The sequence below is a fragment of the Cyanobium sp. HWJ4-Hawea genome, assembly GCF_024345815.1.
Taxonomy (GTDB): Bacteria; Cyanobacteriota; Cyanobacteriia; order PCC-6307; family Cyanobiaceae; genus Cyanobium_A.
The window spans coordinates 1-15,020 of record NZ_JAGQBV010000004.1; the positions used below are offsets into that span (position 1 = coordinate 1).

At 62.1% G+C, this 15,020-nt stretch carries 15 protein-coding genes; 1 reads left to right on the forward strand and 14 read right to left on the reverse strand.

Features of this window, described 5'->3' with window-relative positions; all coding sequences use genetic code 11:
- Nucleotides 1–616, reverse strand: a 616-nt coding sequence (locus tag KBY58_RS01695; protein ID WP_255002545.1) for an aminotransferase class I/II-fold pyridoxal phosphate-dependent enzyme, incomplete at its 3' end; no start/stop codon positions are given.
- On the opposite strand from KBY58_RS01695, the gene KBY58_RS01700 reads away from it, so the two are divergent.
- Complete coding sequence (locus KBY58_RS01700) at nt 604–1,548, forward strand: pentapeptide repeat-containing protein (protein WP_255002548.1); 945 nt, start codon at nt 604–606, stop codon at nt 1,546–1,548. The genes KBY58_RS01695 and KBY58_RS01700 overlap by 13 nt on opposite strands.
- A 1-nt stretch (nt 1,549) precedes the next feature.
- On the opposite strand, the gene KBY58_RS01705 is transcribed toward KBY58_RS01700, so the two are convergent.
- From KBY58_RS01705 to gloA, 13 genes are all read right to left on the reverse strand, one after another.
- Complete coding sequence (locus tag KBY58_RS01705; protein WP_255002549.1) at nt 1,550–3,544, reverse strand: type II secretion system protein GspD; 1,995 nt, start codon at nt 3,542–3,544, stop codon at nt 1,550–1,552.
- Nucleotides 3,545–3,732: 188 nt separating this feature from the next.
- On the reverse strand, nt 3,733–4,416 hold the full coding sequence (locus tag KBY58_RS01710; RefSeq protein WP_255002552.1) for a hypothetical protein: 684 nt from the start codon (nt 4,414–4,416) through the stop codon (nt 3,733–3,735).
- The gene (locus KBY58_RS01715; protein WP_255002553.1) at nt 4,413–6,011 is read right to left on the reverse strand and encodes a PilN domain-containing protein; all 1,599 of its coding nucleotides are present in this window, start codon (nt 6,009–6,011) and stop codon (nt 4,413–4,415) included. Before KBY58_RS01715 ends, KBY58_RS01710 begins: the two co-directional genes overlap by 4 nt.
- Entirely contained in the window at nt 6,011–7,171 is a 1,161-nt protein-coding gene (locus KBY58_RS01720) for a quinone-dependent dihydroorotate dehydrogenase (protein WP_255002555.1), read from the reverse strand. The genes KBY58_RS01715 and KBY58_RS01720 overlap by 1 nt, the downstream gene beginning before the upstream one ends.
- A 9-nt stretch (nt 7,172–7,180) precedes the next feature.
- Nucleotides 7,181–7,909 carry a ribonuclease H gene (locus tag KBY58_RS01725; protein WP_261350077.1) on the reverse strand — a complete coding sequence of 243 codons (729 nt, stop codon included), beginning with the start codon at nt 7,907–7,909 and terminating at the stop codon, nt 7,181–7,183.
- 330 nt (nt 7,910–8,239) lie between these two features.
- Entirely contained in the window at nt 8,240–8,623 is a 384-nt protein-coding gene (gene rplL, locus KBY58_RS01730; protein WP_255002556.1) for a 50S ribosomal protein L7/L12, read from the reverse strand.
- A gap of 50 nt (nt 8,624–8,673) precedes the next feature.
- Nucleotides 8,674–9,201, reverse strand: a complete 528-nt coding sequence (gene rplJ / locus KBY58_RS01735) for a 50S ribosomal protein L10 (protein WP_254934183.1) — start codon at nt 9,199–9,201, stop codon at nt 8,674–8,676.
- Between the two features lie 270 nt (nt 9,202–9,471).
- Entirely contained in the window at nt 9,472–10,179 is a 708-nt protein-coding gene (gene rplA, locus KBY58_RS01740; protein WP_255002559.1) for a 50S ribosomal protein L1, read from the reverse strand.
- Between the two features lie 50 nt (nt 10,180–10,229).
- Nucleotides 10,230–10,655, reverse strand: a complete 426-nt coding sequence (gene rplK / locus KBY58_RS01745; protein ID WP_254934185.1) for a 50S ribosomal protein L11 — start codon at nt 10,653–10,655, stop codon at nt 10,230–10,232.
- Between the two features lie 125 nt (nt 10,656–10,780).
- On the reverse strand, nt 10,781–11,488 hold the full coding sequence (gene nusG / locus KBY58_RS01750; RefSeq protein ID WP_409995701.1) for a transcription termination/antitermination protein NusG: 708 nt from the start codon (nt 11,486–11,488) through the stop codon (nt 10,781–10,783).
- Nucleotides 11,489–11,510: 22 nt separating this feature from the next.
- Nucleotides 11,511–11,762 (reverse strand): preprotein translocase subunit SecE, encoded by a 252-nt coding sequence (gene secE / locus KBY58_RS01755; RefSeq protein WP_255002561.1) that lies wholly within the window; start codon nt 11,760–11,762, stop codon nt 11,511–11,513.
- A 66-nt stretch (nt 11,763–11,828) separates the two neighbouring features.
- Nucleotides 11,829–14,495, reverse strand: coding sequence for an ATP-dependent Clp protease ATP-binding subunit (locus KBY58_RS01760; protein WP_255002562.1), 2,667 nt, complete (start codon nt 14,493–14,495; stop codon nt 11,829–11,831).
- Between the two features lie 11 nt (nt 14,496–14,506).
- On the reverse strand, nt 14,507–14,899 hold the full coding sequence (gene gloA, locus KBY58_RS01765) for a lactoylglutathione lyase (RefSeq protein WP_254934188.1): 393 nt from the start codon (nt 14,897–14,899) through the stop codon (nt 14,507–14,509).
- Nucleotides 14,900–15,020: the final 121 nt, after the last annotated feature.

A 15,020-nucleotide genomic window follows, 5' to 3' on the forward strand; every position in this document is an offset into this window, starting at 1 on the left:
CCACCAGGGGAATCAGGCTCTGGGCCTCACCATTTGGCACCAGCGGCAGAAAGGCCTCATCGCAAATCACCAGGGATTGGCGCTCCAACCAAGGCTCCAGGCTTTCGCGACCCCAAAGCTGACCCGTGGGGTTGTGGGGGTTAGTTAGCCAAAGCGCACCCTCGCTAACCGCAGCGGCAGCGGCAAAAGCCTGCGGGAAGGCAGCAGACCAATGCGCCGGCAGTGGGACCGACTGCACCTTCGCCTGCCAGGTGGCGAGGGCACGCCGGTAGTCGGCAAAACCTGGCTCAGGGAGCCAACTAGACCCGGCCGCCGCGGCATCGCGGGCAGCCCAGGTGAACAGTTCAGCAGCCCCATTGCCCACCAAAACTGATGCTTTCTGGACCCCATGCAAAGCCGCCGCCGCCGCTGCGAAACCGCTGTAGGAGCGGTCTGGATAGTCCCTCAGGGGGGAGCCCAGGGTCGATCGCAGTAGCTGGAAACGATCAACCAGGGGAAGCCCAAAGGGCACCAGGGAGGCACTGGCATCGAGCAGCTGATCTGGCCGACAACCGAGCCGCCTCGCAACTGAGGCGCGATTGCCGCCATGGGGCTCCATGAGAGGTGCAGCAGCCATGCAGCGACGCTACGGGGCCGCCCAGGGGCCTGTCGCCAACAGGGCAAGAAGACGCTAAAAACGGGCACCGGAGCAAGACCATCACCCATATCCGATTTCCCAAGCCAAAACCAACTGGCCCCCTAGATCCCCTGCTGCGCTCGCTGCTGGCTTTGGTTTTCGTGCCCGGGTTTTTGCTGCCTGGAGCTGCAGGCAAGGCAGCCGAGCGGCCGGAATTACTCATGCAGCTCCTGGATAAGGGCCGTTGTGCGGGCTGCCAATTGGCAGACGCCGACCTGGTGCTGGCCCACTTGCCCAACGCGGATTTGCGGGGCGCCAAGCTCAATGGGGCAAATCTCAGCCAAGCCCAATTGGACGGGGCAAAGCTCAATGGGGCCGACCTGCGCAACACCAGCCTGCTGGGCGCCTCGTTGCGGGGAGCAGACCTGCGGGGCGCCAATCTTGAGGGCACTGACCTACGCCAGGCCGACCTCAGCGGCGCCCTACTGGATCGAACAGCTCTGGAACGGGCCCATTGGCAGCAAGCGAAGGGAATCAACAGCAACCAGTTGAGCTATGCCCAACTGCACAATGCGGGCGTGGCTGCCCACGACGCCGGCCAACCGCAAAAAGCTGAACTCTGGTTCAGCCAAGCCATCCAACGCCAACCTGAAGCGGCCGTGAGCTGGGTGGCAAGGGCCATAAGCCGGGGTCAGCAGGGCAAAACACCTCTGGCCGCCAATGATTTCGACACCGCAGCACGCCTTTACGCCCAAAGGGGCGACGGGGAGAGCGCAAAACAACTGAAAGAGGCAGCAACAGCCCTGGCCAAGCCCCAAAAACAGGAACCAGGCGGCAATGGCATCGGCAGCCAATTACTTGGCACCGCTGCTGCCCTGGCCAAATTGCTCGGTCCCCTGGCCGGATTGGCCCTTCTCCCAATCGGCATCTAGATCAATAGCCAGTCGCTTGACCCATCCACTCCCGGGCCTGGGAGGAGGAGGGCTGGTAGCCAAAGCCAAATACGCCACCAGATTCATCATTGATAACTTTTGGGGTCACCATGATCACCAATTCGCGTTTATCACGGGTACGCCCAGAGTTACGGAAAAATTGACCAATTAGGGGAATATCTCCAAGGATCGGCCATTTAGTAACCGTTGAGATATCGGAATCAGAAATCACACCGGTGAGGATCAAGGTTTGACCATCACGCACCCTCACCGTGCCCGTATCAAGTCGACGAACACTCAATATCTGAATTTCACCGCAGCCCTGAACTGCAGTTTTTGATGTGGCCGCAGAAATGGCTGGCGACAAGGTAAATGTCACAAAACCATTGTCATCAATTTTGGATACCCGTGCCCCCAAGGTGAGGCCTGATATGCCAAATCCCGGAGTGCAGGTCACTATATTGCTGGTGTTACTGCCGGTCGTCTGGTTGGAGCTATAGGCGGTCACCACATTTGTCCCAACAGTCACGAAGGATTCATTAGCCCTTGGTCGCCCAATTGAAGCGGTTGACAGCGAGCTACTCACTCCATTGGGCCCACCGGCACTTGTGGCCGCCGCCACCTCAGCACCACCTTCTATCGGCTCGGGATTTTCCGACAAAATCAAGGTGGGGGATGCCAACAACTTGGTGTTGCTAGAGACGATGCTGGCCCGCAGGTAATCCACAAACGAGCCATCACTGGGCTGGCTTAATGCCGGGTTCGAAGCGGGATAGCCATTACCGAAGGATCCCAAAAACTTACCTGAATCATTAACAATAAAATTATTGCCGAAGCGGAAGGCAAAGCTATTGGCTATATTGGTGTCATTGTTTAAGTTCACATCTAAAATCTTCACGGCCAGGGCCACCTGCCTTTGCCTGAGATCAAGCTGCCTGAGATATTGCTCTGCCACCACAATTAAACCTGAATCACCAATCAGGGTCACGGTGCCTAGTCTTGGATCCGTGGTGGCCTGGAGGCCCAGCAAGGGTCCCTTTGGGGCCCCAAACGATTCCACCGAGGTCTGGGCCGATAATTGCGTTGTCTGGGCAGTGGGTGCAGCCGCAACCGCATTTGCCTGGGCAACTCCCTGGGTAACTGCAGTGGTGATGGTGTTGATTTTGGTAACCGTGGCGCCCAAATTGGCGAGGTAATCAGCCGCGGAATTAGGTGATACCTGATTCAGTCGGTATACCTTGGACATCTGGGGCGAAAAACCTTTGCCCGCAAGGCTGGGGCCAGCCATGATCAGGTTTCCCTCCAACCGACCCTGCAAACCAGCTGCCAACAGCACGGCATTCAAGGCTCGGGCATAGGTCTCGTTTTTGAAGGCAATCGTGACGGCCCGGAGCCTGGGGGCCGGACTACTCGCTGGGGCCTCCCCATCGGGATCCACATAGACAAATCCATAGCCGCCGATCTGGGCCAAGGCCATTAGGGCGTCCTTGGCGGGGGCATTGCGCAGGGTGAGGGTTACCCGGGGGCCCTTGACCTGAAGGAGGGCCGTATTGCGAAGCACCATCGAACCAACGGCCATGTCGCCCAAAGGCGGAGCGACTGCCCTGGGCCGCAGAGGTGGGACATAGCCGGGCTGGGGAATGCTGCCGGGTTGGTTGAGATCAAGGCGCGCCGTTTGCTGTGCCGATCGGAAGGGCGCCACAAAGGAAATGATCAGATTTTGGCCGTCTGCACTGATAGTGGGGCGGCGCAAAGGCAGGCCTGGAGCAGCCTTGATCTCCACCTGATAGGTAGATCCGGCTCCCTGCAAACTAACCACCTCTAGTCCTAATTCAGGCATTGCCAATCGCTGGGGACCAAATCTCAGGGCACCAGGTTTGTCAGTGGCAATTTGCGCTTCCCAGCGGCTGGCATCGCCGCTCTGGCGCAGCTGGGGAGCAGCGCCCACACCCCCAATCACAAGCTCCACCGCATCGGGAAGCCGGCGAACGCTCATTTCGATGGCTCCAGCCGGTATGGCTGCCAAAGCTTGCAGCGCCGGGCCAGGAATTAAATTTATGGAAGCAAAACCACCAATCAAAAGCCAGCCTTGCCGGCGTGGAGCGCGCTGCACCACCTCACCCATTCATGCTGGCCGGATCGTATCGATTGAACACCGATAAAGCCAGTCTTGTAATGGAAGGCCTAGGGAGTTCGGCCGTAGAGACTCACATTGAGCCTCAAAACCAGCTTCCCCGAGGCAGGTGCCTTGATGCTCGCCCCTGGGGGAGTGGGGCCAGTAGTGGACCCGCCAGGGGCACTTGCGCCAGTGGCGGCCTTGGGCTCTTCGGGGGACAGCAGTAAATCGCTTTGGACCACTAGCAGATTCAACCTTTCCAGCCCCTGCAAAAAGGCCCATAGCTGGCTGAAATGGCCCTTGGCCGCCAACAACACGGTTCGTTTCTGCAGGCCATCCACTGCCAGGGGATCCTGGGGCGCTTTAGCGCCCTTGGGGTCAGCCTGAGCCGCTGGCAATGGCTGGGGCGCCGCTCCCTGGGGTTGGGGCTCGTAGAGGCTTAGCTCAACTCCAGTGCGATTAGCCAGCTGATCCGCCTGCGCCAGAAAGGTGGCCAAATTGCCACTGCCTGCAATCAACTGGAGCAGCAGGTCCTGCTGCTGCTGGGCCCGATCCAGGCGCTCCTGCTGGGACGTCAACTGTCGACGCAGTGAGGGGAGTTGGTCCACCTGCTCGCGCAGGGCCATCAACCGGGCCTCTCCCTGCTGCCACTGCTGAAATTGGGGCACCACCGCAAAGCCAGCCACCAAGGCTGTGATGGCGCCACCGCAGGCCAGCGGCAGCCAAAACGCAGGCTGCTGGAGACCCCTCAAGGCAACAAGCCCTCCCGACGCAAAAGCTCCTGCCGTTCAGCCATCCCCAGCGATCCAAGGGCACGTAATTGCCCAATCGATAGGGGCACTGCCTTCTTGGCAAGCGGCGCGCTGATCTCAAATTGCACGGGCTCAGCGGCTGGGCCAGGCCCATTAGGGGCGCCATCTTGCCGGCTCGCCTTCACCAATTTGGTGTCATTTCCCTCAAATAAACCAGAACCCTGAAGTTCCAGCTCAAGGGCATTGATGCGAACAAAAGCCTGGGGGTCACTGGCCAAACCCTGGATTCGGAGCAAACCTGGTTCCCGCTTCAAGGAAGTCAGTTGAACGCCGGCTGGCGTAAGCCGCCTGAACTCCGCAAGCAAAGCCGAGCCCGATTGCACCGCCACCAGACCCACAGCCAATGAGCCATTCCCGCGATCCAACCTCCCTACCTGCAACTGCAGCCGCTGCAGGCGACCCGCCAGCAGCTCCGCCTGGGCCTGCGCCGGCACCAGGGCGGCAAGCTCAGATTGATTGCGGCCATTGAGGAAAGCCAGCCCTCCCCAAGCCAGGACCATGGCAGCGAGCAAACCTGCTCCAGCCCAGATACCTTGCCTGAAAAGATCCTGCCCGCCAAGCTCCTCAAAGGGCACTAGAGACTTGGAAGCTTGACCGGGATTTAGACATTGCTCCTGCAGTAAATCCGCCCCCACCGTGCTGGCTGCAAGAAAATCCGATCCGAGCCACACCACTGGGGAAGAATCCCAAAAGGTCCGGAGCGCTGCCTGCAGCTCAACCTGGAGCAAAGCGTCATCGCTGCCTGGCCCATAGCAACAGAAATTGGCGCGGCCATCCTGCACCTGCCGTGCTCGCCAAAACTGCTGGCGACTCCGCAGGGCGCCCTGCCATTTGAGGTCGAAGGAGCTGCCAGGTGTCCAGCCGGGCAAGGGCCAATCGGCCTGGGGTTCCCCGTCCATCGTCAGCCAAAGCCTGGAGGCCTGAGGACCCAGGCTTAAAAACCAGCTCTCTCCCTTTTCGTTGCAGGCCAAGGCATGCCAGGCCTGCAGTTGGGCTGGAATTAACTGCTGCAGACTGATCCCCGCCAAGCCAAAAACCTCTTGCCACGCCTGCACCAAGCTCCGCGGAGCTGCGGCCAGCAGGGTTTGGGCCGCCTGGGGTGGTGGATTTTTAAGGGGCAAGTAGGTCAGTGCCCAGTCGTCTAAGGAGCCGACCAGCTGCAGCTCAGGGTCCAATTGCCTTATTGCCGCTAGCGGATCATCAGGGGGCTGATCAAAGGGCCAACTGACGACACGCCAATGGCAAGCTTCCGCAGGCAAAACCGCCGCCACCTTGGCGTTCACTAGGCCTTGCTCCAAGAGCAGGTCGCCAATGAAATCCCCAAGGGCCGGAATCTGTTGGGGTTGGCCCGCCAGGCAAATTCCGCCAGGCAAGGGAACTTCAAACACCAACCTCGAACCCCTGCCCTGCTGCCCCAGCAGCACTCCGCGCAGGCCCCCGTCCGTGATCTCCAGGCGCAGGCGCCTAGGGAAGAGTTGGCCCTGGAGCTCCTGCCAGCGCTCCTGCAAATAGCCGGGGATCTCCTCGCCTTTCATCAATCCCGCCAGGGCAAGCCCGAGCCCACGGCCTCACCAATGTGGGCCAGGCCATGGCGATCCAGTTGCTGGCTGAAACCCTCCAGGATTTGGGGCACCAGGGTTGGGCCCTGGTAAATCCAGCCGGTATAGAGCTGCACCAGGGCTGCACCGGCACTGATCCGCTCCCAGGCGGCCTGGGCCGAATTAATGCCGCCCACCCCGATTAGGGGCAGGGCGGGGCCGGCCGTGGCCCGCAGCCGCCGCAGCACCTCCAGGGCCCGTGCCCGCAGGGGTACCCCGCTCAGGCCCCCCGCCTCCTCCGCCAAGGTGCGACCAGTTTGGACCAAGCGGCGCTGCTCCAGGCCGAGCCGATTGAGGCTGGTGTTAACCGCAATCACCCCGGCCAATCCCTCCTCGTAGGCCATCCGGGCAATCGAATCAATGGCGTCGTCTTCCAAGTCTGGAGCGATTTTTACCAATAGGGGCGGGCAAGCCGGCAGGCGGCGCAACCGCTCCACCAGTCGCCTCAACAACACCTCTTCCTGCAGCTCCCTCAACCCGGGGGTATTGGGGGAGCTCACGTTGATCACGGCGTAGTCGGCCAGGGGCGCCAGCAGCTCCAGGGAGGAGGCGTAGTCGTCGGGGGCCAACTCCAGGGGTGTGATTTTGGACTTGCCCAAATTGATACCCAAAACGGCGGGCCGCTGGCCCGTGGGCCGCAGCTTTTGGCGCTCCAAGATGCGCCGCACCTCCTGGGCTCCCCCATTGTTGAAGCCCATCCGATTGAGGGCCGCCTGCTCGGCCGCCAGGCGAAACAGCCGGGGCTTGGGGTTACCGGGCTGGCCGTGCCAGGTGACACTGCCCAACTCGGCAAAACCAAAGCCGAAACAGTGCCAAATGCCAGCAGCCACGGCGTTCTTATCGAAGCCGGCCGCCAAGCCCACAGGGTTTGCAAAACGGCAACCAAACAGGCTCTGGCCCAGCCGGGGATCGGTGCGTTGCAGCTCCGCCGCCAAGCCATTTAGGGCGCCACTCACGCCTGGCCACTGGCGCCGCAGCGAGGCCTGGGCCAGGGCGGTCAGGGTCAGCTGGCTGAGCTGCTCGGCGTCGGCACCCCCATCTGCCGCCAACAGGGGGCCCACAAACTGGCCGTAAAGCGACCCGGAATTAGCAGCCATTACTACCGTCTACCCCTCACCGGCCCATTCTCCCGCGGCACGGGCCAAACGCCAGCGACCATCAGCATCTGGCTGCACCAACCAATCACGCCACTGCCAGGCGGCAGTTTTGGCCTCGAGCTGCTTGAGGGGCAACTCCACCAGCTGGGCCAGCTCCACCAGGCTGAGGGCATAGCCACCAGTAGCCAGCCGATCTGCCAATTCCAAACGACTCAACAATTGCTGCAGGCCCGCAGGAGCTGGATCTGCGGGCACGGCAACAGGCTGGGCCTGGCCCTTGGAAAAGGCCACCGCAATGGCATCGCAGCGGTCGTTATCGGGATCGCCGCTATGGCCCTTCACATAACCGAGCTGCACCCCATCCAGGCGTGCCCCATCCAGTTGCTCCCAGAGGTCCCGGTTGAGCACGGGGCCACCCGAGGCCGTCCGCCAACCCTTGCGCTTCCAGCCCTGGATCCATTTACTGAAGCCATCGATCACATATTTGCTATCGGTGCGGATCTCCAAGCCCGGTTGGTAAGGCAGCTGCTTGAGGGCCTCGAGCAGGGCCAGGGCAGCCGTCAGCTCCATGCGGTTGTTGGTGGTGGCGGCATCGGCCCCACCGAATTCCTGCACCGAACCATCCTCAAAGCGCAGCAAAGCCCCCCAGCCACCGGGGCCAGGATTCCCACTGCAGGCCCCATCACAGGCGGCCGCCACAACCCTCACTTGCTTTACGGCCACCTGCTCTCTCGCCAACTGCCTATTGCCATTCAGCCGAACCTACCGAGTCACTGGCACAGTGCCAGTTGCCAGAGAGTCCTGCTTGGCTGGCTTGCCCATGGAATGTGAAGGTATGGTTCATTTGTGTGAGGAGTGAGGAACAACCTTTCCGGGGTCGAAACGAGGACAGACTCCCAGAAAGCGTTCCTAACTCAGAGCCCTGCCTTTGGCGGGGCTTTTTTATTGCGGAGGCCCCGTTTGGCGGCACCCATCAAAAAGCCGGCCCCTGGGGACCGGCTGGAATGCAAAAGCAAATGGTGGGTTGGGCTCGAGCCAGGGGAAACCCCGGCAACGAACCCAAAGGAATCACTTGATGGAAACCTTGCCGCCCACTTCTTCCACGGCCTTCTTGATGGTTTCGGCTTCGGCTTTGGCGATGCCTTCCTTGATGGCCTTGGGAGCAGCTTCCACAAGGGCCTTGGCTTCGCCCAAACCGAGGCCAGTGAACTCGCGGACGGCCTTAAGCACCTTGATCTTGGCCGAATCTTCGAAGCCATCAAGGATGACGTCGAATTCGGTCTGCTCTTCAACGGCTTCAGCGGCGGCGGCAGGAGCCGCAGCCATCATGACGCCAGCAGAAGCTGCAGCGGACACACCGAAGGCCTCTTCAATCTGCTTGACAAGCTCGGAAGCTTCCAGCAGCGAGAGAGTCTTCAGTGACTCGAGAATTTTGTCGGTAGTAGCAGACATGGTTGGGAATCAGCAACAGATCTGTTGGGGGACAGTCGGATCGAGGGAACTCAGCTGGCGTCGCCTTCGGCGTGCTGCTTGAGAGCCCGGGCAAGACCGGACGGAACCTCGTTGATGCCCACGGCCAGCTTGGTGGTCACAGCGTTGATCGCACCTGCGATCTGCGCCATAAGCACCTCCTTGGAGGGCAGATCCCCGATGGCCTGGATTTCGGATTGGGATAGGAGCTGGCCTTCGAAAAGACCGCCCTTAACCTCCGATTTCTTCGTGTCCTTCTGGAAGGACTGAAGGGCCTTAACCGCTCCGCCGACATCGCCCTTAACCAGGACGAAGGCGTTGGTGCCAGTTAGCAGGGAATTGAGGTTTGACCAAGCGCTGTTGCCATCAATGGCACGGCGCATCAAGGTGTTTTTGGTCACCTTGCACACGCCGCTGCTGGCCTGCAGACGGGTCCGCAGATCAGACATTTCCTTGATGGTGAGGCCCTTGTAATCAAGAACCAGCGCCATTTCGGCCTCGCCGAGGAGCCCTTTGAGCTCTTCGACGATCTGTTGCTTGTTCTCCAGCGTGCGGCCCATAGGTTTGGAACGGATCGGGGGAACAAGCCGGGTACGCGGCCCCAACATGAAGAAGGAAGGATTACCCAAAGGGAAAAACCCGCCAACACCGCGAGGCCGCTGCTTGTTCCGCACCCAATCGGCCCACCAAAAGGGAAGCCTGGAAGCGAATCAATCGCGTTGACCTCGGCAGGGCTTACGGACCTAGATCCACCTGCTGTCTTGGGTAGGGCGCGTGCCCTTCTGGCCTAAGCCAGTTTACCAACCTACAACAGTGCCTGGGGCTGGGCCTCAGGCCTCCTGCTTGATGTCCTGGAGGGCGGAGAAATCCACCTGCACGGAGGGGCCCATGGTGGAAGTCACGTAGAGACTTCTCCAGTAGCGACCCTTGGCCCCACTGGGCTTGTTGCGGTCGATGGTTTCCTGCAGGGCCTTGAGGTTGTCGAGCAGCTTGGCCGCATCAAAGCTGGCCTTGCCAAAGCGCACGTGCACGATGCCGGCCCGGTCGGCCCGGAATTCCAGCTTGCCAGCCTTGAACTCATTGATTGCGCCGGCCAGGTCGGTGGTGACCGTACCCGCCTTGGGGTTAGGCATCAGGCCCCGGGGGCCCAGCACCCGGCCCAGCTTGGCCACCTTGGGCATCATGTCTGGGGTGGCGATCAGCAGGTCAAAACCCATCTCGCCCTTGGCGATCTGATCGACGAGCTCATCGTCGCCAGCCAGGTCAGCGCCGGCGGCCTTGGCGGCAGCGACCGCTTCACCCCGGGCGATTACGGCGATGCGAATCGATTGGCCGGTGCCATGGGGCAGGGCCACGGTGGTACGCAGCTGTTGGTCGGTGTACTTGGGATCAATGCCCAGGCGCACGTGGGCTTCGATGGTTTCGTCGAACTTGGCGTTGGCATTGGTCTTAACCAACTCAATGGCCTCCTGGGGGCCATAGGAGCGGTCCTCGACCGTGGCGACCAGGGCAGTGAAGCGCTTGGAAATTTTGGGCATGGTGGGATGGGGTGCGAACGACCTTGCGGTCTCCCCCGGTAATGGTGGATTCAGTCTTGAACGGCAACGCCCATGTTGCGGGCGGTGCCTTCGATGATGCGCATGGCCGAATCAACGCTGGTGCAGTTGAGGTCGGGCAGCTTGGTCTTGGCGATCTCCTCGAGCTGGGCGCGGCTGATGGCACCCACGGCTCCCTTGGCGGAGGTGGCGGCACCCTTCTCGATTCCAGCTGCTTTGGAAATCAGCACGGAAGCGGGAGGGGTTTTGGTGATGAAGGTGAAACTGCGGTCTTCAAAGACCGAAATCTCCACCGGAATCACGTAGCCGGGCTTGTCCTGCGTACGAGCGTTGTACTCCTTGCAGAAAGCCATGATGTTGACCCCGTGCTGGCCGAGGGCAGGGCCCACCGGAGGTGCGGGGTTGGCTTTGCCGGCATCGAGGGCCAGCTTGATTACGGCAACGACTTTCTTGGCCATCGTCTCTAGCTACTTGAGCAAAACTCCCAGAGGGAGTGGGGGCAGAACTGCGGATCACCCCTTTGGGAAGGGGATTCAAAAACGGCCGCCCTCCGCAGGGAGACGGCCGCTGGGCTAGGTGGGTCCTAGCTCTGTTTAGTGATCTGGGAGAACTCCAGTTCAACCGGGGTTTCCCGGCCAAAGATGGAGAGCAGGGCCTTGAGCTTGTTGCGCTCGCCTGAAACCTCGATAACTTCGCCCTGGAAATCCTTGAAGGGTCCAGCCGTAACGAGGATTTGATCACCCTCGGTGAGATCAACCTTAACCACCGCCTTCTTCTCGGCGGCCCGCTTGAAGATGCGGTCCACCTCCTGGCGGCTGAGGGGCCGGGGCTTGATGTGGCCGCGGGCCCGGGCGGTGGCCCGCCGTTCTTCGTCACCGACAAAGTTGATGACGTTGGGGGTGCTGCGCACCGCCATCATCGTGTCCTCATCAAGGATCATTCGCACCAATACGTAGCCGGGGAACACCTTCTCCTCGGTCGACTGGCGGGAGCCGTCCTTTTTGAGCTTCACCCCGGGGGTTTGGGGGATTTCAATCTCCAGGATGCGGTTGTCGACCCCGAGGGTGACGGCCCGCTGCTCCAGGGTGGCCTTCACCTTTTTCTCGCAGCTCGAGGCAACCTGCACGGCATACCAGCGGGCCACCTGGCGCTTTTCAGCGGTTTCACCAGTTACCAGTTCAAGAGGGGCCAGCTCTACAGGAGCCAACTCAGAAGTTGCTGGCTCGGCTTGCTCAGGCAGATCTGCCCCATCAGCAGGCAGCTCAAGAATGTCGGATACGGACTCAGACACAGGGCTTAAGGAAGGGGAAAGATCAACGGAAAACCTGGGTGGAGCCCCAGCTGTAAAAACGATCAACCGCCGCAATCGCAGCTGCCGAAAGACTCACCATCAGGATGACCGCCACGGACTCACTGAAGAGCTGTTGGCGGCTGGGCCAGACAACCTTGCGCAATTCCGCCAAGGTGGCGGCCACAAAACCCTCAGGGCGATTGACCGGGGGTGCAGCTGGCTGCTCGGGTGATGGGGCGTCCGGGGCAGGCCCGGAGGGAAGTTCAGTATCCACTGGCGCTCGCGCACGGGGGCGTCCGCGCGTACCTGCAAACGATCACCTTACCGGACGCAGTCCCCCCTATTCAGTCAGAGCCGTAAAACGCAGGGGCTCACCCCACTCCACCCGCACACCCCAGGCCCCGCTGAAGTGCTCGGCCAGCAGTTCGGTGGCCAGGGGATTTTCGATCTGGCGCCGCAACACCCGCCGCAGGGGTCTGGCGCCGTACTCCGGCTCATAGCCCTGCTGGGCCAGTGCCTGCACCACCTGTCCATCGACCTCCAGCTGGAGGTTTTGTTCAGCCAGCAGGGTCCGCAGTTCGGCGATCTGCAGCAGCACAATCCGCTGCAAATCCTCCTGGGCCAGCGGCCTAAAGCGGATCAGCTCATCGATGCGGTTGAGGAATTCGGGGCGGAAGTGGCTGGCCAGGGCCTGCTCAATCGCCTGGTCGAGGCTTTCCTCCTGGGGATTACCGGAGCGGGCATTTTCGAGAATGGCGCGGCTGGCCAGGTTGCTGGTCATGATCACCACCGTGTGGCGGAAATCCACGGTGCGGCCCTGGGAATCGGTGAGGCGGCCGTCGTCGAGCACCTGCAGCAGCAGGTTGAAGACCTCGGGATGGGCCTTTTCCACCTCATCGAGCAACACCACCGCATAGGGACGGCGACGCACCGCCTCGGTGAGTTGGCCCCCTTCCTCGTAGCCCACATAGCCAGGGGGTGCCCCCACCAGGCGGGCCACGGCATTGCGCTCCATGTATTCGCTCATGTCGAGCCGCACCAGGGCGTCCTCCTCATCAAACAGGGCGGCGGCCAGGGTTTTGGCCAATTCGGTCTTACCCACCCCGGTGGGGCCCAAAAACAGGAAGGAGCCCACGGGCCGGCGAGCTGACTGCATCCCAGCCCTGGCCCGGCGAATCGCCGCGGCCACCGCTGTGACCGCCTCGGGCTGGCCAATTACCCGCTCCCCCAACTTGGCCTCCAGCTCCAGCAGTTTCTGGCGCTCACCGGCCAGCAGGCTCTGCACCGGAATGCCGGTCCAGCGGGCCACCACATCGGCGATATCCCTGGCCTCCACCTGCTCGCGCAACAGCGAATGGGTGCTCTGTTGATCGGCGCGCAATTCGGCTTCTAGGGCATCTCGCTGCTCCTGTAGGCCGTGCAGTTGGTCGTATTGGAGCCTGGCCGCCTCCTCCAGGTCCCCATCCCGCTCCGCCTCGGCGATGGCGTGGCGCAGGTGCTCGTCTTGCTGCAACAACTCCCGCAATTCGGCCAGCCGCTCCCGCTCCCGTTGCCAGCGCTCCTGCAACTGGACCAGGCCATCGCTGGCCAGCCGGCGCTGTTCCTGCAGCTGCACCCTTTCGGGTTGGGGGGCTGCCTCCGCAGATAGCAGGGCCAACTCCACCCGCCTTAGCTCGGCCTCAGCCAGCTCAATGGCCTGGGGCTTGGAGGTGGCCTCCATGCGCAGGTTGGCCGCCGCCTGATCCACCAAATCAATGGCCGAATCCGGCAGGCAGCGGTCGCTGATGTAGCGATCCGCCAGGCGGGCCGCCGCCACCAGGGCCTGGTCGGTGATGGCCACACCGTGGTGGAGTTCGTAGCGCTCCTTGAGGCCCCGCAGGATCTCCACGGTTGTGTCCGGATTGGGTTCCTTGATGGGCACCTGCTGGAAGCGGCGCTCAAAGGCCGGATCCTTTTCGATCGTGCGGCGGTAGTCCTCCGGGGTTGTGGCGCCGATGCAGCGCAGGTCGCCCCGGGCCAGGGCGGGCTTGAGCACGCTGCTGGCATCCGCCCCGGAACGCTCGCTGTTGACCACCGTGTGCAGCTCATCGATGAACAGCACCACCCCCTGGTCCCCATCGGCCTGGCGCACCTCCTTGAGCACGCTGCGCAGGCGCTCCTCGAACTGACCCCGAAATTTGGCCCCGGCAATCAGGGCGCCCAAATCCAGGGCCACCAGGCGCTGGCCCTGGAGGGCATCTGGCACCTCCCCAGCCACAATCCGCTGGGCCAGCAACTCGGCCACGGCGGTTTTACCCACCCCCGGCTCGCCGATCAGCACCGGATTGTTTTTGCTGCGCCTGGAGAGCACCTGGATCAGGAGCCGGATTTCAGCATCGCGGCCCACCACGGGATCGAGCTCACCGGCCATCGCTGCGGCGGTGAGGTCGCGGCCGTAGGTGGCGAGGGCCGACTGCGGCTGTTCAATGACCTCCAGAGGTTCAGGGATCTGGCTGGGTTCAGGGAGAGGGGGGGATTCGGTACCCACCGGGCGGCCAGTGGCTCCAGCGGCAGGGGGTTGGAGCAGCTGGGCCTCGCCCAGACCTTCGGCCTGGAATAGGGCGGCCCCGAGCCGGGGTTCATCCAGCAAGGCCAGCTGCAGGTGGGGGCCATCAATCAGCTGGGAGCCCCAGGCCTGGCGGCGCCGGTCGGCCCCATCGAGCAGCTCTTCGAGGGCTTCACCGATGTAAAGATCCCGGCCGGAGCTGGTGGGCTGCTCCGCGCAGAAGGCTTCGACCCGATCGAGCAGCCGATCGCGATTGAGGGGTAGGGGATCCACCCAGCGGCCAAAACGGCGGTCCGTCAGCAAGGCCAGCAGCAGGTGCTCCACATCCATCGAGCCATGGCGCCAGCGCCGGGCCGTTTCCTGGGCCGCCAGCAGCAACTCCCAGGCCTCCTCGCTGAAGCGTTCCGGATCGCTGGTGAGGCTTAGGGAGGCGGCAGCAAAGCCAGCTTGTTCAACCACCATGGCGAGCTCCCCTAGGCGCGGGAGCTGATTTGGATCAGCTCCACCTTGTAGCCATCAGGATCCTCCACAAAGGCAATCACCGTGGAGCCGTGCTGCATCGGCCCCGGCTCCCGCACGACCCGACCACCCTTGGCGGCCATCGCCGCACAGGTGCCGTAGATGTCATCGACACCGAGGGCTATGTGGCCATAGCCAGTGCCGATCTCATAGTGGCTGGTGTCCCAGTTGTGGGTGAGTTCCAGCACGGCTTGGTCGCTCTCTTCGCCATAGCCGACAAACGCCAGGGTGAAGCGGCCGCTGGGATAGTCCTTGCGGCGCAGTAGGCGCATGCCCAGCACCTCGGTATAGAAGCCAAGGGAGCGTTCCAAGTCGCCCACCCGCAGCATGGTGTGCAGCAATCGCATCGGTGGACCTGGAGCAAACATGGGATGGACTCCCATTCTGACCAGGAACGGAGCGGCTGGTACCCGTTAGCACAAAGGCTGGAAGCGGGCGGCCCATAAGATCCTGAATGAGACAACGTTT

What these genes read in the sequence shown, in the direction of transcription:
- KBY58_RS01720 (WP_255002555.1), bottom strand. Translation starts at nt 7,171, where the DNA reads ATGGCTGCTAATTCCGGGTCGCTTTACGGCCAGTTTGTGGGCCCCCTG.
- gloA (WP_254934188.1), bottom strand. Translation starts at nt 14,899, where the DNA reads ATGCGATTGCTGCACACCATGCTGCGGGTGGGCGACTTGGAACGCTCC.
- KBY58_RS01715 (WP_255002553.1), bottom strand. Translation starts at nt 6,011, where the DNA reads ATGAAAGGCGAGGAGATCCCCGGCTATTTGCAGGAGCGCTGGCAGGAG.
- KBY58_RS01760 (WP_255002562.1), bottom strand. Translation starts at nt 14,495, where the DNA reads ATGGTGGTTGAACAAGCTGGCTTTGCTGCCGCCTCCCTAAGCCTCACC.
- rplL (WP_255002556.1), bottom strand. Translation starts at nt 8,623, where the DNA reads ATGTCTGCTACTACCGACAAAATTCTCGAGTCACTGAAGACTCTCTCG.
- rplA (WP_255002559.1), bottom strand. Translation starts at nt 10,179, where the DNA reads ATGCCCAAAATTTCCAAGCGCTTCACTGCCCTGGTCGCCACGGTCGAG.
- rplJ (WP_254934183.1), bottom strand. Translation starts at nt 9,201, where the DNA reads ATGGGCCGCACGCTGGAGAACAAGCAACAGATCGTCGAAGAGCTCAAA.
- rplK (WP_254934185.1), bottom strand. Translation starts at nt 10,655, where the DNA reads ATGGCCAAGAAAGTCGTTGCCGTAATCAAGCTGGCCCTCGATGCCGGC.
- KBY58_RS01705 (WP_255002549.1), bottom strand. Translation starts at nt 3,544, where the DNA reads ATGAGCGTTCGCCGGCTTCCCGATGCGGTGGAGCTTGTGATTGGGGGT.